The sequence below is a fragment of the Leucobacter rhizosphaerae genome, from assembly GCF_022919175.1.
In the GTDB taxonomy this organism is placed as follows: Bacteria; Actinomycetota; Actinomycetes; order Actinomycetales; family Microbacteriaceae; genus Leucobacter; species Leucobacter rhizosphaerae.
Genome location: NZ_CP095043.1, coordinates 1,313,219 through 1,335,186, shown reverse-complemented (window position 1 = coordinate 1,335,186; position 21,968 = coordinate 1,313,219). Strand labels below are relative to the sequence as shown.

General features: G+C 68.0%; 21 protein-coding genes and 1 tRNA gene. 7 read left to right on the top strand and 15 right to left on the bottom strand.

Translation table 11 applies throughout. The features are described from left to right. Positions 1 to 86: 86 nt before the first annotated feature. Positions 87 to 446, bottom strand: a complete 360-nt coding sequence (locus MUN76_RS06135; RefSeq protein WP_244688079.1) for a zinc ribbon domain-containing protein YjdM — start codon at positions 444 to 446, stop codon at positions 87 to 89. Between the two features lie 239 nt (positions 447 to 685). Here MUN76_RS06135 and MUN76_RS06130 point away from each other — a divergent pair. Further along, positions 686 to 759, top strand: a tRNA-Pro gene (locus MUN76_RS06130). A gap of 231 nt (positions 760 to 990) precedes the next feature. On the opposite strand, the gene MUN76_RS06125 is transcribed toward MUN76_RS06130, so the two are convergent. The 8 genes from MUN76_RS06125 to MUN76_RS06090 all read right to left on the bottom strand — a co-directional run bounded on the left by MUN76_RS06125 (position 991) and on the right by MUN76_RS06090 (position 9,723). Next, positions 991 to 2,190, bottom strand: a complete 1,200-nt coding sequence (locus MUN76_RS06125; protein ID WP_244688078.1) for a tyrosine-type recombinase/integrase — start codon at positions 2,188 to 2,190, stop codon at positions 991 to 993. Further along, positions 2,183 to 2,383: a helix-turn-helix transcriptional regulator gene (locus tag MUN76_RS06120; RefSeq protein ID WP_244688076.1), complete on the bottom strand. Its 201-nt coding sequence runs from the start codon at positions 2,381 to 2,383 to the stop codon at positions 2,183 to 2,185. Before MUN76_RS06120 ends, MUN76_RS06125 begins: the two co-directional genes overlap by 8 nt. After that, on the bottom strand, positions 2,358 to 2,972 hold the full coding sequence (locus MUN76_RS06115) for a DUF4913 domain-containing protein (protein ID WP_244688684.1): 615 nt from the start codon (positions 2,970 to 2,972) through the stop codon (positions 2,358 to 2,360). The genes MUN76_RS06120 and MUN76_RS06115 overlap by 26 nt, the downstream gene beginning before the upstream one ends. Positions 2,973 to 2,977: 5 nt before the next feature. Further along, the gene (locus MUN76_RS06110) at positions 2,978 to 3,433 is read right to left on the bottom strand and encodes a hypothetical protein (RefSeq protein ID WP_244688074.1); all 456 of its coding nucleotides are present in this window, start codon (positions 3,431 to 3,433) and stop codon (positions 2,978 to 2,980) included. Positions 3,434 to 3,474: 41 nt separating this feature from the next. Next, complete coding sequence (locus MUN76_RS06105; protein WP_244688072.1) at positions 3,475 to 5,307, bottom strand: type IV secretory system conjugative DNA transfer family protein; 1,833 nt, start codon at positions 5,305 to 5,307, stop codon at positions 3,475 to 3,477. Continuing rightward, positions 5,304 to 5,837, bottom strand: coding sequence for a hypothetical protein (locus MUN76_RS06100; protein WP_244688070.1), 534 nt, complete (start codon positions 5,835 to 5,837; stop codon positions 5,304 to 5,306). Before MUN76_RS06100 ends, MUN76_RS06105 begins: the two co-directional genes overlap by 4 nt. 120 nt (positions 5,838 to 5,957) lie before the next feature. Then, positions 5,958 to 6,965, bottom strand: coding sequence for a DNA-processing protein DprA (gene dprA / locus MUN76_RS06095; protein WP_244688068.1), 1,008 nt, complete (start codon positions 6,963 to 6,965; stop codon positions 5,958 to 5,960). Positions 6,966 to 7,083: 118 nt separating this feature from the next. Continuing rightward, positions 7,084 to 9,723: a hypothetical protein gene (locus MUN76_RS06090; RefSeq protein WP_244688066.1), complete on the bottom strand. Its 2,640-nt coding sequence runs from the start codon at positions 9,721 to 9,723 to the stop codon at positions 7,084 to 7,086. A 242-nt stretch (positions 9,724 to 9,965) separates the two neighbouring features. On the opposite strand from MUN76_RS06090, the gene MUN76_RS06085 reads away from it, so the two are divergent. The 4 genes from MUN76_RS06085 (at position 9,966) to MUN76_RS06070 (ending at position 13,062) form a co-directional block, all read left to right on the top strand. Beyond that, positions 9,966 to 10,154 (top strand): KOW motif-containing protein, encoded by a 189-nt coding sequence (locus MUN76_RS06085; protein WP_244688065.1) that lies wholly within the window; start codon positions 9,966 to 9,968, stop codon positions 10,152 to 10,154. Between the two features lie 391 nt (positions 10,155 to 10,545). Next, the gene (arsB, locus tag MUN76_RS06080; protein WP_283248134.1) at positions 10,546 to 11,637 is read left to right on the top strand and encodes an ACR3 family arsenite efflux transporter; all 1,092 of its coding nucleotides are present in this window, start codon (positions 10,546 to 10,548) and stop codon (positions 11,635 to 11,637) included. Next, the gene (locus tag MUN76_RS06075; RefSeq protein WP_244688063.1) at positions 11,634 to 12,632 is read left to right on the top strand and encodes a metalloregulator ArsR/SmtB family transcription factor; all 999 of its coding nucleotides are present in this window, start codon (positions 11,634 to 11,636) and stop codon (positions 12,630 to 12,632) included. Before arsB ends, MUN76_RS06075 begins: the two co-directional genes overlap by 4 nt. Positions 12,633 to 12,657: 25 nt before the next feature. Continuing rightward, positions 12,658 to 13,062, top strand: coding sequence for an arsenate reductase ArsC (locus MUN76_RS06070; RefSeq protein ID WP_244688061.1), 405 nt, complete (start codon positions 12,658 to 12,660; stop codon positions 13,060 to 13,062). 64 nt (positions 13,063 to 13,126) lie between these two features. On the opposite strand, the gene MUN76_RS06065 is transcribed toward MUN76_RS06070, so the two are convergent. Next, entirely contained in the window at positions 13,127 to 14,449 is a 1,323-nt protein-coding gene (locus tag MUN76_RS06065; RefSeq protein WP_244688059.1) for an NAD(P)-binding domain-containing protein, read from the bottom strand. 87 nt (positions 14,450 to 14,536) lie between these two features. Between MUN76_RS06065 and MUN76_RS06060 the strand changes: the two genes are divergently transcribed. Then, positions 14,537 to 14,884 (top strand): ArsR/SmtB family transcription factor, encoded by a 348-nt coding sequence (locus tag MUN76_RS06060; RefSeq protein WP_244688057.1) that lies wholly within the window; start codon positions 14,537 to 14,539, stop codon positions 14,882 to 14,884. Positions 14,885 to 15,022: 138 nt separating this feature from the next. Here the strand turns inward: MUN76_RS06060 and MUN76_RS06055 are convergent, their stop codons facing one another. From MUN76_RS06055 to MUN76_RS06035, 5 genes are read right to left on the bottom strand one after another with little or no spacing between them, the layout of a single operon-like run. Further along, complete coding sequence (locus MUN76_RS06055) at positions 15,023 to 16,507, bottom strand: ATP-binding protein (RefSeq protein ID WP_244688055.1); 1,485 nt, start codon at positions 16,505 to 16,507, stop codon at positions 15,023 to 15,025. Beyond that, positions 16,504 to 17,358 carry a hypothetical protein gene (locus MUN76_RS06050; protein WP_244688054.1) on the bottom strand — a complete coding sequence of 285 codons (855 nt, stop codon included), beginning with the start codon at positions 17,356 to 17,358 and terminating at the stop codon, positions 16,504 to 16,506. Before MUN76_RS06050 ends, MUN76_RS06055 begins: the two co-directional genes overlap by 4 nt. A gap of 59 nt (positions 17,359 to 17,417) precedes the next feature. Then, on the bottom strand, positions 17,418 to 18,878 hold the full coding sequence (locus tag MUN76_RS06045; protein ID WP_244688052.1) for an SCO6880 family protein: 1,461 nt from the start codon (positions 18,876 to 18,878) through the stop codon (positions 17,418 to 17,420). A 3-nt stretch (positions 18,879 to 18,881) separates the two neighbouring features. Next, positions 18,882 to 20,219 (bottom strand): TrbL/VirB6 family protein, encoded by a 1,338-nt coding sequence (locus MUN76_RS06040; protein ID WP_244688050.1) that lies wholly within the window; start codon positions 20,217 to 20,219, stop codon positions 18,882 to 18,884. Positions 20,220 to 20,236: 17 nt separating this feature from the next. Further along, positions 20,237 to 20,509: a DUF6112 family protein gene (locus MUN76_RS06035; protein WP_053385960.1), complete on the bottom strand. Its 273-nt coding sequence runs from the start codon at positions 20,507 to 20,509 to the stop codon at positions 20,237 to 20,239. Between the two features lie 99 nt (positions 20,510 to 20,608). Between MUN76_RS06035 and MUN76_RS06030 the strand changes: the two genes are divergently transcribed. After that, the gene (locus MUN76_RS06030; RefSeq protein ID WP_244688048.1) at positions 20,609 to 21,958 is read left to right on the top strand and encodes a hypothetical protein; all 1,350 of its coding nucleotides are present in this window, start codon (positions 20,609 to 20,611) and stop codon (positions 21,956 to 21,958) included. Positions 21,959 to 21,968 lie beyond the last annotated feature (10 nt).

Genomic DNA, 21,968 nt, shown 5'->3' with positions numbered 1-21,968 from the left:
GGTGGGGGATCGAGGCCGTTTTTGTGCTCTCGCGGTTCGGGATCGTGGCCCGTCAGGCTCGGTGCGCCGCGCGGGATCCCGGCCCGTCAGGCCTTCTTGACGACGCTGGATTTCAGCTGCATCGGCCCGAAGCCGTCGATCTTGCAGTCGATGTCGTGGTCGCCCACACCGTCGACGAGGCGGATGCTCTTGACCTTCGTGCCCGACTTGAGCGTGCCGCCGCCCTTCACCTTCAGGTCCTTGACGATGGTGACCGCGTCGCCGTCGTGCAGGATGTTGCCGACGGCGTCGCGAGTGACGGTTTCGGTGTCTGCTGCGTTGGTGTCGTCGGTGTCAGCGTCTGCCGGGGCCCACTCGTGCGCGCACTCGGGGCAGACCAGCAGCGCGCCCAGCTCGTAGCTGTAGACGCTGCCGCACTCGGGGCAGGGGGGAAGTTCGTCACTCATACCTGTCAGCCTAGGGCGGTCGTGCGCGGGTTCGTGCTCGTTCGCGCCGGTTTGGGCTCGTTTCTGCGATGGTCATTCTGGTGTCCGGAATGTGGGTAAGATGGAGGGGTTGCTTCGGCGGCGGAGATCACCTCGGTGGGATTCGTTCGAAGAGACAACGGGCTGTGGCGCAGCTTGGTAGCGCACTTGACTGGGGGTTACAGGCATTAGCCTCTCCAGCAGCCCATATAACTAAACAACGGGTTGTGGCGCAGCTTGGTAGCGCACCTGACTGGGGGTCAGGGGGTCGCAGGTTCAAATCCTGTCAACCCGACGAAAAAGCCCTGATGAGAAGCTATTTCTCGTCAGGGCTTCTCTCGTTTCTGATGGTCTTCGCCGGAGCTCGGAGCGGGTCCCGGAGCAGGTCCGTGAGTCGCTTCGAGGTTCGGTCGAGCGTCGGTCAGGTTCGGGTCTAGTGGGCCAAAAAGTGGAAATCTAGTGGGCCAAAATCCGGGCAGGTTGAGGCCTCGGCCCCCTTCTCGGAGCCGAGTGCGGCGGTTGTTCGTTAGAGCTGGGGTCCGTTGCGGCGGGGCGGCTCCTTCCTGTTCTGCCGGGCCTTCGGTCGCGCGAGGAACTGGTTGGCGAGTTGGGCTGCTTCGTTCAGCTGCCGGTGATCGGGATGCAGGTAGCCCTTGGTCGTCTCGATCGACGCGTGCCCGAGGATGCGCTGCAGCACATGGAGCGGTACCCCCGCATCGGCGAGCCAGGTCGCGCCGGTGTGCCGGAGCCCGTGCCGGGTGAGGTTCGGCAGGCCGAGATCGACGACGATCTGATCCCAGTTCGTCGCGTCTCGGACGGTCGCGGTCGTGAGCACACCGCCCCGAGGCCCGCGCAGGAGAGGGTCTTCGGGCTTCTTGCCCGCAGACAGGCGCACGAGCACTGGTTCGAGCTCATCGAGGATCGGCACGTACCGAGACTTGCGGCCCTTGGTTTGCTTGCGAACGAGCCCTCCCTTGCCGGGGTAGATCTGCCGCTCGATCTTGACGATGCGGTTCTTCCAGTCGATGTCTCCCGCCTCGAGCCCTGAGACCTCGGAGCCACGCGCAGAGAGCAGTGCGCAGAGCATGACGTGATCCGAATAGCTCTGGTGCACCTCCGCACATTTCGCTGCGAGAGCGTTCAGCGTCTCCACGTCCTGGATCGCGAACGCGCGCATGGAACCGGGTTCGAGCGCCGGGACGTGGTTGAACGCGCGTCGAGCCCGGTTCTTCGCCGGGTTCGACGGGATCACCTCGTCTCGCACGGCAACGTCCAGCACTCGCACCAGCACGCCGATGGAGGTCTTGATGGTGGAAGGCCGGTGTTCGGTCTCCCACTGGTCGATGGTGCGATCGATCAGCCCGGTGGTGATCTTGCTGACCTTGATGTGGCCGAGCGCTGGCACGACCCGGAGCCTGAGGCTGGCGTCGTAGCCAGCGACGGTGGAAGTCGTGTCGAGGCCGCGCTGCCAGCGATCGCCGATCGATTCGACGTAGTCCGCGAACGTGACCAGCAGATCGGCTCCCGTTTCGGTCGCTTGCTGCATGGTCGCGAAGAACGCTTCCGCGTCTTCGGGAGTCGGGACGAATGCGGAGCGGCTGGGGCGCTTCTTCGTGTGCGGGTCGGTCCAGCGCACGCGCGCGAGATACCCGCTGCCGCGGCTCTCGATACTGGTGGAGAGCTTCACCCCGATGGGCGGCATCTTGTGCTGGCGCGGGTCAGCCATGCTCGCGCTCGCGTTCCAGCACCCAGGCGCGCACGGTCGGCGGGTTGTAGCGGGCGATCCCGCCGACGCTGACAAACGGCGGCCCCTCGTGCTGCCTGCGCCACCTCGACAAAGTCGCCTGCGAGACGTTCAGGAACTCGGCTACTTCTCGCGAGTTCCACAGCGGCTCAACCTGGCTCGTCGTCGCGGGCACGATCAGCCGCTCGCTTCAGACGAATGAACTCATCCTCGATGTCCTGGCGCGCCTGCACATCGGCGGCCACGAAGCCGACGAAATCGATAGCCTGATTCGGGATCAGCTCGTCTTCGATGGGCGCTTGGGACTCCTCTCCCGGCCAGGTGGTCTGCCGGGTAGGGCGGTCGCGGTCAAGGCGGGTGCCGCAGGTCGACACCCACTCGCGGAGCCGTTCCCGCGCGAGCGCGAAATCGGTGTGCCAGGCGATCGGCCCCGAAGCGTCCTGCTCCGGGTCGTAGCTCGCGATCCAGTGCAGATGCAAGGCGGAGAGCTCCCACACGATTTCGGGGTGCCGGTACCAGAACGGCGGAATCACCGATGCGGGCAGCCCGTAGGTGCGGCGAAGCTGATCGACCCACTCATTCAATGCCAGCCATTCCGCTTCAGCGTCACCGGAGGCGAGGAGATACCAGTTGATCGGCCGCGGTGGCTCCGGCAGCACAGTGCGCGCCATCACCAGGTCGTACAGGTCGTCGTCTTCGATCTCGGGATCGAGGTGCTCGCTGGCTTCGTCCTCGGCGCCGGAAACGGCGGGAGTTTCGTGCATGCCGCTCACCGCCCCAACGTCAGCGCACCGCCGGGCTGAGCCGCGCGGAACTCAACGGCGCCCGCTGCCCGCGGAGTCTCCCGTGCCGCCTCCGCGCGGGGCCGCGGCCTGCGTTCGACCCGGTATCGTTCGCGCGTGGTGTCGAAGACAAGCTTGGTCGCCTGGAACTGGCGCTCCTCGACCTTCTGCCCGCGATGCTCGTAGCTTCGCATCTTGAAACTGCCGATGGCGACCACGTCGTCGCCCTCTGCGAAGTCGGCGAACGCTTCCTCCGCATGCTCGCCGAGCAGCACGAGCTTCGTGTACGTGGCGCCCAAGAGCGTCAGGCTTCCATCGGCTTCTTCTCGGTACTGTTTCTGCCCGATCTGGCCGATGAACAGCGCGAGCCCGTCGGAGAGTCGTTTGAGCTGCGGGGTGCGGGAGAGGTATCCGGGGAGAGCGGTCTTGGTGCGCGGGTCCATCGATTCGTCCTTGCTCGTTCACGGCCGCGCCCATCACGGCTCTACGAAGCAGGTGCACCGTTCCCGCCTGACGGATCGTCCGCGCCTGGCTGGGTGTCCGTCTGCCGGTAGTGGAGTTGTGCTTCGACAGCGCGGCGGTCGGCTGCGAGGTGTTTCCCGTCGGCGCGTTGGGTCCACCGGCGCAGCCGGGTCACGATCGGCGGTGCCGCGCGCAGCAGGACGAGGCCGGTGCCGAACGGAAGGCGTCGGATCGCGTCGGGCGGCATGATCGGTACCCGGCGGATCGAGCGTTGCGCGGAGCGGGAGCCGTGGTCGCCGACGGTGGTGGAGTCGGTTATCTCATCGCGTTCCCCGATGAGCGTGGACAGGTCCTGGAGGTCTTTCGAGTTGGAGGCTCCGCCGAGGATGATCTTCACGATCGCGGCGTCCCAGATCGCGGAGGCCGCGTTCTCCGACCACTGCTCCCGCGCCTGCGCGAGCGACTGCAACACGGGCATGGTCGTGATCCCGGTGCCGCCGCCTTCGGCCATGAGCGTCGGCAACGACGGCAACGGGCTGAGGTTCGCGACCTCGTCCAGGCAGAGCAGCAGGGGCGGATCGAGTCTCGCCCCTGGGGAGCGTGCGGCGAGGCGGCGGGCGGCCTCGACCACGTCTTCGATGAGCGCCGCGACCAGCGGGGCGCTGTTGTTCGCACCGGCCGCGGTCGCGAGCAGGTACAGGGTGCCCTTCTTCGCGAGAAAGTCTTCGGGGTCGAACACCTCGTCCGGGCCCGGGGTGACGGCATCGAGCACGCGGGGGTCGGCGAGGGCGGCGAGGGCGAGCGAGACACCCTGCCAGATCGAATCCCTCGTGCGCGGGTCCGCGTCGATCATCGCCTGCAACGCCTCCGCCCATCCGCCCGCCGCTTGCGGGTGGGTGGCGAGGATTGACACGGCGTCGCCTGCGGCAGCGGGGTCGAGCGTCCACCGGAATAGCTCGGCGGGCTGGCGCTGGTCGAGGGCGGCGGCGTGGAGCAGGCATTGGAGCGCGACCCTTGTTTTCGCTTCCCAGAAGTCGCCGCCCTCGACGCCGCCTTTCCCGAGCCCGGTGGCGGAAGCGAGCCCTGAGGCGCGGATCATCGCGGTGAGGGGGTCGGTGCAGCCGCGAACGGGCGACCAGCGGAGCCCGGCGGGGATGCCATCGGCGAGGTGCTGCGGATCGAACACCGCCACCGGCCCCACCTGCTCCCTCGCGCGGATCGTGGCGGTCACGTTATCCGGGCGCGTGCTGGTGGTGACGACCGCGCCAGGGGCGGTGAGGATCGAGTTGATGACGATGTGCACGCCCTTCCCGGAGCGGGGCGGCCCGATCAGCAGGATCGAGTCTTCGACCGCCGCCCACACCTCGACCCCGCGCGACACCCCGAGCCGGTACCCGACCTCCGAAGGCTCAGGGTTCTCGAGCGACGGGCGCAGGTTCCCCGCCCGAGCAAGGAGCGCGCGCGGGGAACCGGCTTTCACGACCTCGGCGCGCGTGGCGATCCCGACGATCCGGTACGGGTCCATCGCCTGCCGGCGGCCGTGCTGCCGGATCGCCGTCCACCCCCACCACGCGGCGGTCCCGACAGCGAGGATCATGGTGCCAGCGACCACCCAGTACACGACCGGGTTCAGGCCCGGCACGCCGAGCGCGGCCCCAGGGTCGGCGGGGTGCAGGAGCACCCCGACCCCCGCTCCAAGGCCGGATTCGGGTTGCGGGGTGCCGGTGAGAAACGCGGTGACGCTGCCCGCCGCCCGGAGGATGACCGCGGCGATGGCGAGGGTGGCGAGCCCTACGAGGGCGGCGTTAGTGAGTTCGTCGCCGAGGCTCCCGGTCGGGCGGATCGGGGAGGTCACTGCGGTGTACCGATGCAGACGGTGGCGGAGATGCGGCCGAGGAGGATCACTTCGCCGGTGGGTGCGTGGTCGAGGTAGCGGGAATCGATCAGGGCGCTGGCGATCCCGTCGGGCCCGGTCTCGGTGTGCACGATGACGATCGCGACCGCGACATCCTCGCCCGGCACCATCCCCGACCCCGCGAACTGCACCAGACGCGGCACCACCGGCACCGACACCGCCGACTGCGGTGCCTGCTGCACCGGCCGCGCCTCTGGCGGCGGGGTGCGGCGCGGCCGCGGGGTGTAGAAGTCGGTCATCGTCCGGCCGTCGGTTTCGATGACATCGACGCGGATCGTGCAGCTGGTCTGCTCGCGGATCGAGTCCACGATCGCCGGGAACGATCCCCGCCGCCACGGCGGGGAGAACTCCGGCGGCAGAAACGGCGCCCCATCGACTGTGACGGCGAGGGTGCCGTCTTCGGCGACGACGATCCGCACCATCACCACCACAGGCGGGCTGGCGGGCTTCGAGCGATCACGCTTCGACATACAGGGTCTCCTTCACAAGACGGGCAGGTAGAGAACGACCCGAGGCAAGGAATGCCGGCGGGCCGGAAGAAACACGCCAGGAACGGCGCAACGTGGGAGGCAAGGATGCGAGCCAGAGATTCAGAGCGCGGGCCGGCCCGCGCCGCGGCCTGGGTCGGGGTCGGCGCGGCGGCCGGCCTGCTGATATGCCGGCGGGAGCCGGTACGCCGCTGGCGTCGGGTCGAGCATCCCTTCGACATCTCCGACGCTCGTGGTGACTTCTGCGATGCCCTCGGCGAGGAGCCGGTGGCAGCCGGCCGAGTTCGCGGAGGTGATCGGGCCGGGGATCGCGCCGAGCTGCCGGCCGAGCTCGTAGGCGGCGACCGCGACCCGGAGGCTTCCCGACCGTGCCCCGGCCTCCGGGATCACCGTCGCAGCGGACAGAGCGGCGAGCACGCGCGCACGCGCCTCGAACCGGCCCTTCGTCGGCGCGTATCCCGGCGCGGCCTCGGAGAGGAGGAGGCCGCCGTGCTCGGTGATGCGGCGGAACAGGTCATGATGCGCTCGCGGGTACGGCCGGTCCAGGCCGCCCGCAAGCACCGCGATCGTCGAGGCCGAACGCGCGGCGAGGGCGGCGCGGTGGGCTTCGGCGTCGATGCCGTAGGCGCCGCCCGAGACGAGGATGCGCGGCGACGCGGTGAGCTGCGACGCGAACTCACGAGTCACCTGCACCCCGTAGCCGGTGGCGGCGCGGGCGCCGGTGATCGTCACCCGTGACGAGAGCGAGGCGGTGAGTAGTTCCGGGTTGCCTTTCGCCCACAGCGCCAGCGGTGCGGCGTGGCCGAGGTCTGCGAGGGCGGCGGGCCAGCCGGGGCGGTGCGGGGTGAGGATGCGCAGACCGTGGCGCTCGGTCAGGCCGATCAGCTCATCGGTGAGCGCGTCCTTCTGCTGGGCGGCGGCCTGCTGCCGCCACCGCACCCCGGCTACGGGGTCGACCTGTGACGGGATCGCTGCGCCTGGGTCGCGGATCAGCGCGAACGTCTCCGTGACGTCGATGGCCTGCACGAGCTGCCCGGTGACCGGATCGCCGGGCTCGGTGAGCACGGCGAGCGTGATCCGCGCGATCGTGTCTGCCGTGTACTCGCTCATCGCCGCCTCCTGCACTGCCGTCACTGTCAGAGGACAGGTGCACAAGGCGGACACGCGAAAAGGGCGGGGCGCAGACCCTGGGAATGGTCTGCGCCCCGCCCACCATGGGGTGTTGGGGTTACTGGTTCATGAGCTCTTCGATACCGGCGTCCTCCTCTCCGCTGTCTCCGCCTCGCTCCCGGTGGAGCGCGAGCCTGCGCCCGAACCACAGCGTCACCACGGCCGCGAGGAGCGCGACCAGGCCGCCTGCGGCGATCAGCCACGGGAACCCGCCCCCAGTCGTAGCCAGCTCGGACGGCTTCTCCGGAAGCTCCGGCTGCTCCGGCACCGGCGGCACCTCTGGCGGCGTCTCGGTCACTACCGTCGTCTCACCCGGTGCACCGCATTTCCCTTCCGCGATGACCTTGCCCGTGGCGTCGTAGAGCGTTTCGACCCAGTAGACGTGCCCGGCCCGGTCGACGCTCGTCTTCCCGGAACGGTAGATGCCGGCCTGGGTGACGGCGATCTTCTTGGAGGTGAAGAACGGCACCTCGCACACCGGCTCGGCGTCCGGGTCGTGGGGGCCGTAGGCGCGGAACACGAGGTACGCGCCGTCGGGGATCTTCGATCCCTGCACAAGTGCGGCATCGTCGAACTCCTCACCGACCCCCGCGACGGGGGTGGCCTGCGTGACGACCGACACCGGCTGCTCGTCGCCGGGAACGTAGAACCGCTCCCAGATATCCGCCGGCGAGCTCGTGAAGGGCTGCACCCGGTCGTCGCCCGCGAACCGCGTGACGATCACGTAGAACCCGGCCTCGGTCGGCTGAATACGATCCTCGTCGGTGTAGCCGATGTCGTAGACCCCGTTCTTCGCGGGCGTCGTGATCCGCGTGAGCACCGGCGCGTCCGACAGATCGAGATCGTCGGTCAGCTCCGCATCGGTCTGGAACGGGCCGTAAACGGTGTGCTCGATCTCCTGCTCGTCGGGCACCCAGTAGCCGTCGCCTGCGAAGTCGGGGTGATTGTCCGGGAACCCGGTGACGGTGATCCGGTCGAAGGCACGCCCGCCCTGGTGGACGTTGTACTCGCGGACCTCCGAGGTGATCGTGAGCGGCCACCTGACGGAGTGCGATTCGATGTTGATGCCGTACTCGTCCTGCCAATCCGCGGCGATGTACGGGCGCACCCACTCCGGTTGCGACGCCTGCTTCACCTGCCACACCCACGTCACGAACCCCGCATCCGGCAGCACCACCTCGGGCGACTCGTAGACGCCCGGCCCCGTCGCCGTCACGGAGACCGTGCCGATCGGCACCGCATCCGCCGGCACCTCCGCGCCCTGCACGGGCGGGAGGGTGCCGGGTACTTGGTAGGCGGTGCCCTCGAAGACCACTGGGATCGGCTCATCATTGTGCTTCAGCCAGGCGCCATTGGTCGAGGAGACCGTGATCGTATCCGTCACGCGGTCGCCGGGCTGGACCAGCCGCCCATTCGCCTTCGATACCGCTTCCGGCTGGAACGGGGTGATCGAGGTCTCCGCCACTCGCCCGAACTTGTCGGTGAAGGAGTCGGTGAGGTACTTCGCGTTCGCGCCTTGCTTGGTCGTGTCGATCTTCCACACCCAGGTGTAGAACCCCGACTCGGGAGCGGTGAGCGTGCCCGGCGACACGTAGCTGCCGGGGTGCGTGAGCGTCAGCGACTCCGTTCCGAGCACGGGCGCGCCCTCTGGGGGCGCGTTCGCTTCGGCCGGCTGCGCGTCGAACGGGCCGTAGAGGGTGCCTTCGGAGAGCACGGGCACCGGGGTGCCGTCCACTTTGATCCACGAATGCTTCGTCACTGACACCGCGAGCTTGTCGGCAAACGTGTCCCCGGCCTGCACGAACTTCGCATCCACCACCGTCTCGATCACCGGCTGGAAATCCAGCGCAATCACCGGCGACGAAGCTTGCGCCGACAGCGGCTCGAACGAAGCGGTGCCGAGGATGCGCTGCTCACCCGGCGTGTAGAACAAGTCGACGCCGGCCCCGTAGCCGACGGCGGGAGCCTTGATGCTCGCGGTGATCTGATAGTCCGGTGCGCCTTCGGGCGGGGTGCCGACGATCTCATGTGTTCCGGCGCCGAGCGTGGCCGAGGTGCTGCCGTCTGTGAAGGTGGCGCCCGCGAGCGTCACTGTGCCCGTTGCAGAAGCGGGGTTCGCGGTGATCGTGAGTTGCCCGTGGTACTGGTCGCTCATGCTGATCGACATGCTCACGGACGGGTTCGCCACTGCGTTCGCGGCAGCCGCATCGCGCATCGCATTGAGGTTCGCGACCACCGTGCCCTGCACGCTCGCGGGGACGCGGGTGAGGAAGTGCGCATCACCACCCCGGCCGGCATAGTTGCCGTGGTCGGCGACATCCCACACGTACATCTGCACCGCCGCGGTGATGTTCGGGTCGCTGCTCTCGCCCCAGCGGCCCATGACGTAGTTCAGGCGCGCCAGCTCGGTCTCAGAGAGCGAATCGAGGGTGGTCTTCAGCTCCGGATGCTGCGTCGAGCCATACGGGGGCAGTGCGTCGAGGTCCATGCAATACGCCTGCCGGCCATGCGATGAGAACGATCCGAGCCAGAGGTCTTCGTTGCCGTAGCCGACGCCGAGAGTCGCGGCCTGCGCCGGGGCCGGGGCGAAGAAGAGGCCACTGATGAGCATGAGCAGGATAGTGAGGATCGCGGCATACCGCGACGCGGCACGGCCGGGCGGTCTTCCCACTTGGACGGGTTCGAGCGCTGTGGACATGGGAACTCCTGACTGAACGATGAAACGCCGCCGCCAGGATTGACGGCAGCCAACAGCCAGGTGCGCCCCGCCTCCACAGGAGGCGACGGGCTCTCGCCGGGTTCCCGTCTCCGTTTCGAGTTCCTGCGCTCTTCGCCCCACGGGCGGAGCACCCTCGCGATTCACCGTTCCACTCAGGTGCGCATCGTCCCGAAGGGGGAAACCGCCTCGCCGGACGCTGGGCCACCCGGGATAATGGATGCATGAGCGAGGGCAGGGAACCCGTCGAGAACGGGCAGCACTGCGAGGTCATCGCGGGCACCCACTCCGGCAAATCCGGTGTCGTGCAAGATGCCAACACCAGCAAGACCGGCGCCGTCACGATCACCGTGCTGCAAACCGACGGCACCCGCTTTAAGACCCTCGCAAAGAACGTCCGCACAACCGGCTAAAGACCCGCCCGGACATACTTCTAGGTTTGTTTCTATGGGTTGAAGGTCTCGTAGGGGCGCGGTGTTCCACAGACCTATTTCCGCTAGAAGCTGCCCGCTATCAGTGCCTTCTGTGACCGAATGAAGCACCGTCACTCACAGGGAAGGCGCATCAACAAGGCCGATGCTTGGTCGCTCTCGATGAACGTCGACCCCATGCCGGTGCGGCGGCATGACTTCCAGCTCGATGTCGCCAGCGTCGAAGGGCAAGGAAGCCGCCAGCGAACGCGTCGCTTTCGACCTGCATCTTGCACGGGCTTCCGGCTCCGCCGAAGGCGAACATCAAGTGAACGCTCCCCAGGCACCCCGGAGCCGGCTTGCACGCTGTTTAGATAAACGTCAATATAGAAGCATGTCGAAGCAAGAGGTGAGAGAAGCAGAGCCCGCGATGCGGAGGCTCTCGACGCTGGATCGGTGGCTACCCGCCTGGATCGGGATCACGATGGTCGCAGGTCTGCTGCTCGGCCGGTTCATTCCGGGCGTCTCCGATCTGCTCGCCCGCATGGAAGTGGGCGGCATCTCGGTGCCGATCGCGCTGGGCCTGTTGGTGATGATGTATCCGGTGCTCGCGAAGGTGCGCTACGACAAAGTCGCCGCCGTCACCGGCGACAAGCGGCTGCTCGTGTCCTCACTGGTGCTGAACTGGCTGGTCGGCCCGGCTGTCATGTTCGCCCTCGCCTGGCTGTTCCTTCCTGACCTCCCCGAGTACCGCACGGGCCTCATCATCGTGGGCCTCGCCCGCTGCATCGCAATGGTCGTGATCTGGAACGACCTCGCATGCGGCGACCGCGAAGCGACCGCCGTGCTCGTGGCGATCAACTCGGTGTTCCAGGTCGTGATGTTCTCGGTGCTGGGCTGGTTCTACCTCACCGTGCTCCCTGGCTGGCTCGGCCTCGACACGCAGGGCCTTGAAGTGTCGATGGGGCAGATCGCCCTCAACGTGCTCATCTTCCTCGGCGTGCCCCTGGTCGCTGGGTTCGCATCCCGCTGGATCGGCGAGAAACGCAAGGGCCGCGACTGGTACGAGGAGCAGTTCATCCCCAAGGTTGGCCCGTGGGCGCTGTATGGGCTGCTGTTCACGATCGTGCTGCTGTTCGCCCTGCAAGGCGACCAGATCGCCAACCACCCGCTCGACGTCGCCCGGATCGCACTCCCGTTGCTGATCTACTTCGTGCTCATGTGGTTCGCGGGGCTCTTGCTCGGGAAGAGCCTCGGGCTCGGGTACGCCCGTTCGACGACGCTCGCGTTCACGGCGGCAGGGAACAACTTCGAGCTCGCGATCGCCGTCGCGATCGGCACGTTCGGCGCAACCTCCGGGCAGGCCCTCGCAGGCGTGGTCGGCCCGCTGATCGAAGTGCCCGTGCTCGTAGGTCTCGTTTACGTCTCGCTCTGGGCCGCCCGCGCCTGGTTCCACACCGACCCCTACCAAGGAGCCGCATCATGACCACCACACTCGACACCGACCCCTGCGCCCCGACCGCGACTCACGCCATCGGCAGCGAAGCGGCCACGACCGTCGCGGGCGCATTGAAGTCGCTGGCCGATCCGTTGCGGCTCAGGATGCTGTCCGCGATCGCGACCGACCCCCGCGGCGAATGCTGCGTCTGCGACCTCACGGACCTCGCCGAGGTTTCGCAGCCGACCATCTCGCACCACCTGAAAGTGCTCAAAGAGACCGGGATGCTCATCTCGGAGCGGCGCGGCACCTGGGTCTACTACCGCATCGCCCCCGCCCGCCGCGGCGCGGTGACTGCGCTACTGGACGCATTCGCCCCCGCCGCGACTCTCGATGCTGCTGAGGACGACACGGCCGCTCGTGCGGAGGCGCTGCGCACGATGGACGGCCGCGTGACCCGCCTCGCCGAAGAACTCGCCGACGAACTGACCGGCCTGAACCGTGATCTCGTGGTCGCGATCGTGCGCGAGTCCTATGCGGGGCTCGTGCGGTCGGCGAAACTCACCCAGCACATGATCCCGCTCACCGAGCGCTTCGCGAGGCAGCGCCTTGCCGACCTCACGCGCGACCGTCAGGACGGGGTGCCGCAGGTGCTGTTCGTGTGCGTGCAGAACGCCGGCCGCTCCCAACTCGCCGCCGCCCTCGTCAACCAGCACGCCGCAGGCAAGGTCATCGCCCGCTCCGGCGGCTCCACCCCCGCAGCCGACGTGCACCCGCACGTGCGATCGCTCATCACCGAGATCGAGGGCGAACAAGAAGCAGACGCGGCGTTCCCGAAGCCCCTCACCGACGACGCCGTGCGCGCCGCCGATGTGGTCGTGACGATGGGGTGCGGGGATGTCTGCCCGATCATCCCCGGCGTCCGCTACGAAGACTGGGCCGTCGGCGACCCCGCCCTCGCCTCAACCGAGGGCGTCGCAACCATCCGCGACGACATCGACACCCGCGTACGCGAACTCCTCAGCACCCTCCTCACCGACTGAACCACCGACAGAGAGCAAGCAGATCATGACCATGCAGAAACCGTCCGTGCTGTTCGTCTGCGTGCACAACGCGGGCCGCTCCCAGATGGCCGCCGGCTGGCTCCGCCACCTCGCCGGCGACCGGATCGAGGTGCGCTCGGCCGGGTCGATGCCCGCCGACCAGATCAACCCCGTCGCGGTCGAGGCCATGCGCGAGGTCGGCATCGACATTACCGCCGAGCAACCGAAAGTCCTCACAGCCGAAGCGGTGCAGGCGTCGGATGCGGTGGTGACTATGGGGTGCGGGGATGCCTGCCCGTTCTTCCCCGGCAAACGCTACGAGGACTGGAAACTCGCCGACCCCGCAGGCCAGGGCATCGAGGCGGTGCGCCCGATCCGCGACGAGATCAAGACCCGCGTCGAAGCCCTCATCACCGCACTCATCCGCTAGGACTCGCGCAGACCACGGGAGGGCGGGAACCGATCACAGGGTCCCGCCCTCCCGCTCGCTCGGCTCAGTTTTCCCGGCCGGGGGCGGTGCCGAGGGTGACCAGTTGCGGGCCGACGCAGCAGCCGCCCGCCGCGGGCTCCGGAGTATCGAAGAGGCCCGACCCGCCGCACACGCCCGTATCCGGCAAGGCGAGTTCCATGCGGGCGGCTGCCTCGTGGTCGCCTGCGAGCTCGGCTGCGATGGAGCGCACCTGTTCGTACCCGGTCATCGCGAGGAACGTCGGCGCACGCCCGTAGGACTTCGCGCCCACGATGAAGAACCCCGGCTCCGGGTGCGCGAGCTCCGCAGCCCCGGTTGCACGCACCGAGCCGCAGGAATGGATATTCGGGTCGACCTCGCCTGCAACCTGAACGGGTGCTTGGAGGCGGTAGTCCAGTTCGATTCGGATCTCCGACAGGAACGACAGATCGGGCCGGAACCCCGTCAGTACGAACACCCGATCCGCCGGATCGAGCACCCGCCCATCCTCCGCCGCAACGACCACGCGTTTGTCGGCGGTGAGGGTGAAGGCGTCGGTGCGGAACCCCGTCGTGAGCGTCACCAGGCCCTCATCGACGGCCTGCTTCGCTCGCTGCCCGAGCGCCCCGCGCTCCGCCAGCTCATCAGCCGCCCCACCACCGAATGTGTTCCCGACGCTGCCGCGCCGCAGCAGCCACGACACCCTGGTGCCCGGATGCTCCCGCACGGTCTCGGCGAGCTGGATGATCGCGGTCGCCGCCGAATGCCCGTTCCCGACCACCACGACATGCCGCCCGGCAAGCCCCTGCACCTCGGTCGCGTCGGGGATGCGATGCGTCACGAAACCGGCAGTAACAGCGGTCTGCTCGCCGAGCGCGGGGAGCCCGGACGCCCCAGCGGGCGAGGGGGTCGTCCAGGTGCCGGAAGCGTCGATCACCGCACACGCCTCCACTCGTGCCTCGTTCCCGTCGGTGTCGCGGGTGAGCACGACGAACGGCTGCTCCTCGCGCCCAGCGTCGACCGAGAGGTCACGACCCTTGCGCGCGACCCCGATCACGCGGGTGCCTCTGCGCACGCGGTTGCCGAGCGCCGCCGCGAGCGGGGCGAGGTAAGCGTCGATCCACTCACCGCCCGTCGGATACCCCGCAACCGGCGCGACCCACCCCGACGAGGCGAGCAGGCGCTCCGCTGCCGGGTCGATTAGCTCCGACCACGGAGAGAACAAGCGCACATGCCCCCACTCCGCCACCGCCGCCGCAGCAGTATCTCCGGCTTCGAGGATCACAGGCTCGATCCCGCGCTCCAACAGATGCGCACCAGCGGCGAGCCCCTGCGGGCCAGCCCCGATCACGACCACGGGCAGTTCCATCACAACCTCCACATATCGACAAACATCAATACGTCAAGACTCCCGCGACACATCGACAAATGTCAATACGTCAGGCAGGATAGAACTATGACCAGCAGCCAGACCATCGCCGACGCGCCCACCGTCGCCTGCTGCGCGCCCGGCGTCCAGCCCATCGGCGACGAGCACGCGGCCGACCTCGCCCGCGTCTTCAAAGCCCTCGGCGACCCGGCACGGGTCAAGCTGTTCTCCCTGATCATCGCCTCCGAGTCCGGCGAGATGTGCGTGTGCGACCTCACCGACCCCGTGGGCCTGTCACAGCCGACCGTCTCCCACCACATGAAGCTCCTCGTCGACGCCGGCCTCGTCACCCGCGAGCAACGCGGACGCTGGGCCTACTACGCGCCCACGCCAGGGCCGCTGCTCGCCGCCGTGCGCCACCTCGCGAAGCAGTAAGCGACAGCCCCGCCGAGGGCCGCGCGGCGCGGTGCCCAGCGAAGTTCCTCGAACATCAACCCTCACCAGCCCTTACGATGGGATGAGGGTTGAAGTTCCCATCAGAACCGTCAATATTCACGCGAACTTCTAGGTTTTCTAGAGCATCCGGGCGCGGGTGTCGAAGAGTTCCAACTCAGCCGGGTGGAGTTGCGCTTGCACGACGAAGCTGCGGTCTTTGATCTTCCAGAGTCCTTGTCCGATGCCGAGGCCTGGGAGGAGGGATCGTTCGGTGCCGGTGAGTCCGAGGGTCTGCGCGGTGACGCCGAGCTGATCGGATTCTTGCCGGTACACGATCCTGGTGTCGGCGTTCGCGAGCAGCGAGGACGCGAGTGCTCGCATTCGGGAGCCTTGGTCGCCGACGTTCTCCAAGTCGGTGAGCTTGTGGAAGATGAGCAGGTTGCTGATGCCGTAGTGGCGGGCGAGTCGCCACTGCGCGTCCATGCGTGCAAGAAGCGACGGGTAGGACATGAGGCGCCAGGCTTCGTCGTAGACGACGAAGCGCTGCCCGCCGGAGGGGTCTTGGAGGGCGGATTCCATCCACGCCGCAGAGCAGGTCATGAGCACGGCGAGCAGGGCGCTGTTCTCGGAGACGCGGGACAGGTCGAGGGAGAGCATCGGCAATGTAGGGTCGAACCTCTCCGTCGACGGGCCATCGAACAAGCCGCTGAGGTCGCCTGCGACCAGTCTTCGGAGCGCGTGCCCGAGCATCCGCCCGTCTTCTGCGAGCCGTCGGTCGGGATCGTCCGCCGGTGAGGGAGTGAGGATGCGGTCGACGACCATCGGGAGGATCGGCACCTCCGCCAATCTGACCGCGTCTGCGAGGGCGATATCGATCGCCGTGTGCTCGACCGGGGAGAGCCGACGGTCGAGCACGGTTTCCGCGAGCGCGCCGATGAGTTCGCGGCGACGCGCGGTGATCTGTGCCGCCCAGTCGGCGTCCGGGATACCCGCGGCCCGGTATCCCTCATCGAGCGGGTTCAAGCGGGTCGGGAGCGAGGGGCCAAGGACGATCGCGCGGCCCCCGACGGCGCGGGCGACAGGAGTGTGCTCGCCTTTGGGGTCGCCGGGGACGTAGACGCGCCGCCCGAACGGGAGCGCCCTCGTGTAGAGCGCTTTCGCGAGCGACGACTTCCCGGAGCCGACGATCCCAGCCAAAATCAAGTTCGGTGCGGTGATGACGCCCTGCCGGTATAACTCCCACGGGTCGTACACGAACGACCCTCCAGAGTAGAGGTCTTGACCAATGAAAGTGCCGGCGGAGCCGAGGCCGCCTTCGGCAAGGAACGGATAGTGCCCTGAGAGCGTGGCCGAGGTGTCCTGGTGGCGTGGGAGCCGGAACCCGCCCGGGGTGCGCAACGCCGACGCCCCGTCCTCCCCGGCACGCGGCAGATAGCGAGTGGCACGCCGAGCTTCGCGTGCTGCGGCCGCCTCCGCCCGCGCCTTCGCGACGGTTTCGGCGCGGGCTTCGGCGTGGATGCGGGCGGCGGCCTGGGCGCGGGCTTTCCGGTGCCGTCGGAGTTCTCCTTCGGGGCCGACCAGCACCGACGTGTGCAGGCGTCCCGGGTCGGTGTCGTCGCTCATCGGCCAAGCCTCAGCCCGGCCTGCGTGCCGGGCTGCTGACGGTGGATGTTCGGAGTGCCGAGGCGGTCTCGCCGCGACTGCTCCCGCGCGGCCTCGCGCGCGAGGATCGGTCCCGCCCGTACCCCAGACGGGGCGGCGGTCGCAGACGACGGCGATTCGGTAGTGGTGGCGGCGTGGCGGGGGTCTTCGAGGCCGAGGAGCACCGGGGACGGGAGGGCATCTGCGGGGCGGTAGAGGCCGAGGTGCCGGTGATCCTGGTTGTAGACCAGCGTGTAGGCGTCCAACTGCACGGTGCGATCGAGGGGCCCTTGCGGTGGCGTGTCGTAGACGTACCCGTTCTCGAGCGCGGCATCCACGGTCTCGTCGCCGGAGTCATAGCCCGCGAGTTCCTGGATCGCCGCGTCGGCGCCGCCCTGGTCGATGAGGTCGAGGAGCCGGTCGGCTTCGCCGCCTTGCAGGAAGACCACGTTGATGACCCGCCCCGCATCCGCCTGCAGCTCTGGGGCGGGGTGCCAGGCGATCCGGCCCGCTGCCGCGGATGCCGCGTCGAGGCGTCGTTCCGCCTCACCGATGAGTGCCGCCGCCTGTCGGAGTTCCCCGGCGGTCGCGAGCGCGTCGCGGACGCCCGCGGCCCGGTCGCCGGCGTCGTCGGCGGCGCGGTTGCGCGAGCTCTCGTGGGCGGTGGCGATCTGGGTGAGGACTTGTTCGAGGGAGCGGACGCTGCCGAGGAGGTCGCCGAGCACCCCGTACATGTCCTCCGGCTGCTCGAAGGTGCGGCTGGCGTGCGCGAGCGCCCGCATCGCCTCGTAGGTTTCCGTGGCGTCTGGGACGGGGTCGGTGAAGGTAGGCATGGCCGGGGCTCCAATCGTGAAGGGTTCATTGCCAGGTGTGCGATGGTTCGCCGCTGGTGTCAGATGGGGCGGCAGAGCGGGAGCGCGGCCGCGGTGAAGGCCTGCGCCTGCTGGCCGACCAGGCGCCGGGTTTCGCAGGACGCCTGGATCGCGGCCTGCTCGATCTGCGACACCGCCGCATCGAGTTCCCCATTGGTTGGGGCGGAGACGGAGACGAGGCCGACGACGCGGAGCACCCCGTGCCCGGCCGTCAGCTCGCTCTCTTGTTGCAGCACGTCGCCGTATTCGGCGGTGGCCTGGGTGTCTTCGACCTGGCCGATCTTCCGGCGCTGGGCGGCGTCGGCGACCATCTCCGTCTTCTTCCGCCGCAAATCCCTGGCCGCCTGATCCGCCCGCACCGGAAGGTAGTGCAGCGACAAAGAGCGCAGAACCCCTCCCGTCAGCACGAGCGGGGCGAGGAAGCCGGGGAAGGTCTGGGCCCTCGGCCATTCGCTGATCCACAGCACCGCGTGGTGCGCGCTGTCGGAGCGCAGCCGGTCCCAGGACTCGTTCACCGCGACCGGGCCCGCGGTCGCGAGCTCCCGGCCGAGGGCGCCGTGGCGTTCCAGTGCGGGGCCGGCGGCGGGGTCGTAGGCGGTGCGGAGGATCAGGGCGACATCCCCCGGGGTGAGCCATCCCGTCATCTGCAATTCGGCGGAGCGCAGCGCGGTCTCGAACGACTGCATCTCCTGCCCGAGCACCACAGCCGCCCCTTTCATGCCGCCGCCCGCGGAACGGATCTGCCGGGCAGCTTGGCGCATGTCGAGTGAGAGCGACACGGTGGTGGCGTGGCGTTCCCCGGCGGGGCCTGCCCGTTCGATGAGCTCCCGATAGGTGTTCGCCGCCCAGGAGCCGTCGTCGCTTCCGTGTTCGCGCCACCATTCGGTCAGCCCCGACCCGGAATCTGGCAGGGTGCGCTCTTGCACCTGGATACGGGCGATCCTCCCGGACCGGCACGCGGCGGCCAGGACGCGCCCCCACCCGGTGACGCGGCGTTGCTGCTCGCCAGGGTCGAGGAGCACGAACGCGGGATGCGCCAACCCGCACACGACGGTGAGGGTCTGGGCGTGCGGGTCGTGGATCATCGCCGCCCCCGATTCGGGGTCTACCCATTCCCGGAGCGCGGCGAGGTCGCCGGGGAGCGCGAGCGTGCCCGCAGGGCGCGGTTTCACCACCCTGCGCCGATACTGGGTTTGCTTCGCGCGGGTGCGGAGGAGCCAGCGGGTGACGATCGGCGCCCACTCGATCAGCTTCCGCCCGCCGACGGGCACCCACGCAATCACAACCAGCGGCGCCCACGCCGGCGACGACCAGGCAAGACCCTGGCCGCCGCCGGTGTAGAGGCCCGTGACGACGATGCCGAGCGCGCAGGCGAGGACGATCAGCTGTGGCAGGGAGAGGCCGAGGAGCAGGCCGCGCTTGGTGAGGCGGGAGAACTGCACCGGCCGCAGCTCGAACGGCTCGGAGGTGTTCGCTCTCATGGGTTACTGCTTCCCGGTCGGGGCGGGCGGATCGGTCCTTGGCGGCGAGGGCGGCGGGAGCACCGCGGGCGGCTGCTGCACCGGCGGCCCAGGCGGCGGAGCAGCCGGCTCAGACGCACTACCCGCGTGCCCGTCGGCGGCGTCGCCGATCGCGCCGCCGAGCTTGGGGCCTGCGGTCGCGGTCTCTTTCACGACGATCGCTGCTCCGACAACGGCTGCCGCCGGCCCGGCCGCTGCGGCACCGCCGGCCGCAGCTCCGCCACCTCCGGCACCGGCTGCAGCTCCGCCGCCACCGGCACCTGCGGCGCCGCTGCCTGCCGCGGGCGCCGCAGGTGCCGGTGCCTGCGTGGGGGTGGTCTTCGGTGCGGTCGCGGGGGCGTCGCCATTGTCGAGGACTTGCTTCGGGGCGGGGCCGTTTGGCTTCGACGGGAGCGGGACGGGCCGGTTGAGGGCGTTCTTCGCCTCCTGCTCCATCGAGGACGCCTGATACATGTCGAAACCCACAAAGCTCAGGAACTTGTACGCCATGTACGGGGCGAACGCAGCGACGAACAGCAGCACGATCCCGGCGATGGGTTCGGACAGGGATTTCAGGTCGAGGCTGATGGGGGCGGCGACCTGGGTGGTGGCGATGAGTAAGATCACCACGATCACGAGCTTCGACGCGATCAAGGCGACTACGAAGGTCGCCCACTTCCCGAACCAGCCTCGGGACGCTTCCCAGGTGAGGCCGGCGAGCGCGACCGGGCCGAACACGATCGCGACCAGCAGCAAGGCCTTGCGGATGAGGAGACTGAACCAGAGGATGAAGATCGCGGCGATCATGAGCCCGGCGAGGAAGATCGTCAGCAGCGCCCCCGCACCGCCAGCAACCGAGGTGATGGTGACCGCGGTGATGAGGAGCGCGAGCCGGTCGCCCATGCTCTCGATCGTCTGCCCGGTGGCCTGGATGATGCCGACGCAGAGCTGATCGGTGATTTCGAGCAGCAGCGCGGTGCAGGTGATGAGCACAAACGAGCCGAGCACCGATTTCGCGACCCCGAGGGCGGCGCGGGTGAGCGCGGACGGGTCGCGGCGGGCGAGCCCGGTGATGAGCTGGAAGCAGAAGAACAGGAGGGTCACGAACACGGCGATGCCGAACAGGATGTTGTAGACCTTCACGTATCCGTCGCTGGTGACGTCGACCGAGGTGGTGGTGGAGAACACGTCCCACATGCCCTGGAACAGAGTGGATACGGCGAGTCCCATCGCGGAGGCGATCCACCCGAAGAAGAGGCCGGCGGGGCCCTCGCCGATCGCGGTGCAGACGGTGGAGACGCCGGGGATGTCGCAGATACTCACCCTGAACCACCACCCGGCTAGTTGACGGCCTGGCCGACGGTCCAGAAGAAGTTGATGAGCGTCACCGCCGCCCCGCACAGCACCGCCGCCCCGCACGACACCAGCACCCCGGTCTTCCCCCGGCTCGCGAGGTGCGGGTTGCTGCTGTTCGCGCCGAAGCCCCAGACGATCGCGGAAACGATGAGCGCCAGCACGCTGAGGATGAGGCCGACGGTCATCACCGCGCCGACGATGTCGCGCAGCTGCGCGATCCCCGGAAGCCCGTTGCTGTTCGGGTCGATATCGATCACTGGGAACTCCTTCTGCTGACAGGCCGGCGCTCGCCGGACTTGCCAGTGAGGTGCGCACACGTTCCCGCGGCGCACCGAGGGCTCGCATAACATGGAAAGATGGCGCGAAAAACCGGGACAAAGATGCCTCTGGCGACATACGTTGTGCATGCGAAGGGTGCGAACCGGGTTAGCTATCTGAGCGTCGAAAAGATCAGCGAAGCTTTTGACAAGGCGTCTGCTCCAGTTGTTGGCTCTCTCTGCCTCATCGTTCGTGAAGGCGATGAAGAGCTCGGCAGCGGCGAGTATTTGATCGGCCTTGCAATCACACGTGGTGTCGCTGGCATCGCGAGTGGAACACTGCGCGCGACCCTATCGCCAATCCTCCGCCTGGGCTCTCCTGTCGAACTTGGAGCACTGCGCGATCAGGGGGCCGTGGTGCCGCTGCCGCAGCACTTCTACGCCCGACGGATCGATAGCCCAACCGCCAGTGCTCTCCTGGATCTTCTCAGCGAGACTGATCCCTCCGTCGGTCCTTGGCTCGATTCCGTGTTCAGGGAGCCGCGCGTCTTCGATGATGAGGTTCAGCAGGCGAGAGTGGAGGCGCGAGATGCGGTCCAGCTTGCTGCGCAGGTAGCGGATATTCCATTGCCAGCAGACGCGTTCAGCGAACCTCCGAGCTCTGCGGACATGGAGACGCTTCTCGACACGGTACTGAATGCTGGCTACGAGAGGGACCTAGAGGAAGAACTGCTGCCGCTCGATCTTCAGCGCTTCGACGGCAAGCTCATCGCCAACCAACGAGCGGCAAGCCTCACAGTCTTTGAAGATCGAACGGGTCGGCGAAAGCTCTTGGTCATGTCAGTGAACAAGAAGCCCATCGAGGAAGAACTCGGCGTCGATCTCCTCTACTGGGATCAGGTTCACGACGCCTTCACCTTCGTCCAGTACAAGAGACTCGAAAGAGCCGAGAGCAGCGATGGCACCCACGAGTGGGTCTATCGCCGCAAGGGAGAGATCGAAAAACAACTCGACCTCATGCCCAAGGGGAGCGAAATCCCGAAGAAAGCGGCCGACTGGCGCGCGTTCGACACTCCGTTTTGGTTCAAGTTCGTGCGCGGGGATGCCGGTCGCAAGCTCGACGGACAGACACTCAAAGGCATGTATGTTCCGGCCGACTGGATGCGGCTTGCGATGACTGATTCGACGTTCAAGGTCGGACCACGCGGAGGGTTCCGGGTCACCTATCAAAACACGAAATATCTTGGGCGTGGTCCCTTCGCGCAACTCATCTCACGTGGATTCGTCGGAACGGCAGGCGCACGATCTGAGGCGTTCAGAGAAGTAATCGCGACGCACGGAGCTGACCGCGAACTCATCATCGCGATCAAGAGCGACTGGCAACACGATACGGAGCCTGAGCCCGAAGCAGACTCGCCCGACCCATCGGCGACCACGCTGCCGTTCTAGAAAACCGTTC

Excerpts from the sequence above, each read along its gene's own strand:
- MUN76_RS06075 (WP_244688063.1), top strand. The coding sequence starts at position 11,634 with ATGACCACCACACTCGACACCGACCCCTGCGCCCCGACCGCGACTCAC.
- MUN76_RS06055 (WP_244688055.1), bottom strand. The coding sequence starts at position 16,507 with ATGAGCGACGACACCGACCCGGGACGCCTGCACACGTCGGTGCTGGTC.
- MUN76_RS06115 (WP_244688684.1), bottom strand. The coding sequence starts at position 2,972 with ATGCACGAAACTCCCGCCGTTTCCGGCGCCGAGGACGAAGCCAGCGAG.
- MUN76_RS06065 (WP_244688059.1), bottom strand. The coding sequence starts at position 14,449 with ATGGAACTGCCCGTGGTCGTGATCGGGGCTGGCCCGCAGGGGCTCGCC.
- dprA (WP_244688068.1), bottom strand. The coding sequence starts at position 6,965 with ATGAGCGAGTACACGGCAGACACGATCGCGCGGATCACGCTCGCCGTG.
- MUN76_RS06060 (WP_244688057.1), top strand. The coding sequence starts at position 14,537 with ATGACCAGCAGCCAGACCATCGCCGACGCGCCCACCGTCGCCTGCTGC.
- MUN76_RS06045 (WP_244688052.1), bottom strand. The coding sequence starts at position 18,878 with ATGAGAGCGAACACCTCCGAGCCGTTCGAGCTGCGGCCGGTGCAGTTC.
- MUN76_RS06100 (WP_244688070.1), bottom strand. The coding sequence starts at position 5,837 with ATGTCGAAGCGTGATCGCTCGAAGCCCGCCAGCCCGCCTGTGGTGGTG.
- MUN76_RS06135 (WP_244688079.1), bottom strand. The coding sequence starts at position 446 with ATGAGTGACGAACTTCCCCCCTGCCCCGAGTGCGGCAGCGTCTACAGC.
- MUN76_RS06030 (WP_244688048.1), top strand. The coding sequence starts at position 20,609 with ATGGCGCGAAAAACCGGGACAAAGATGCCTCTGGCGACATACGTTGTG.
- MUN76_RS06070 (WP_244688061.1), top strand. The coding sequence starts at position 12,658 with ATGACCATGCAGAAACCGTCCGTGCTGTTCGTCTGCGTGCACAACGCG.
- MUN76_RS06085 (WP_244688065.1), top strand. The coding sequence starts at position 9,966 with ATGAGCGAGGGCAGGGAACCCGTCGAGAACGGGCAGCACTGCGAGGTC.
- MUN76_RS06110 (WP_244688074.1), bottom strand. The coding sequence starts at position 3,433 with ATGGACCCGCGCACCAAGACCGCTCTCCCCGGATACCTCTCCCGCACC.
- MUN76_RS06125 (WP_244688078.1), bottom strand. The coding sequence starts at position 2,190 with ATGGCTGACCCGCGCCAGCACAAGATGCCGCCCATCGGGGTGAAGCTC.
- arsB (WP_283248134.1), top strand. The coding sequence starts at position 10,546 with ATGTCGAAGCAAGAGGTGAGAGAAGCAGAGCCCGCGATGCGGAGGCTC.
- MUN76_RS06090 (WP_244688066.1), bottom strand. The coding sequence starts at position 9,723 with ATGTCCACAGCGCTCGAACCCGTCCAAGTGGGAAGACCGCCCGGCCGT.
- MUN76_RS06050 (WP_244688054.1), bottom strand. The coding sequence starts at position 17,358 with ATGCCTACCTTCACCGACCCCGTCCCAGACGCCACGGAAACCTACGAG.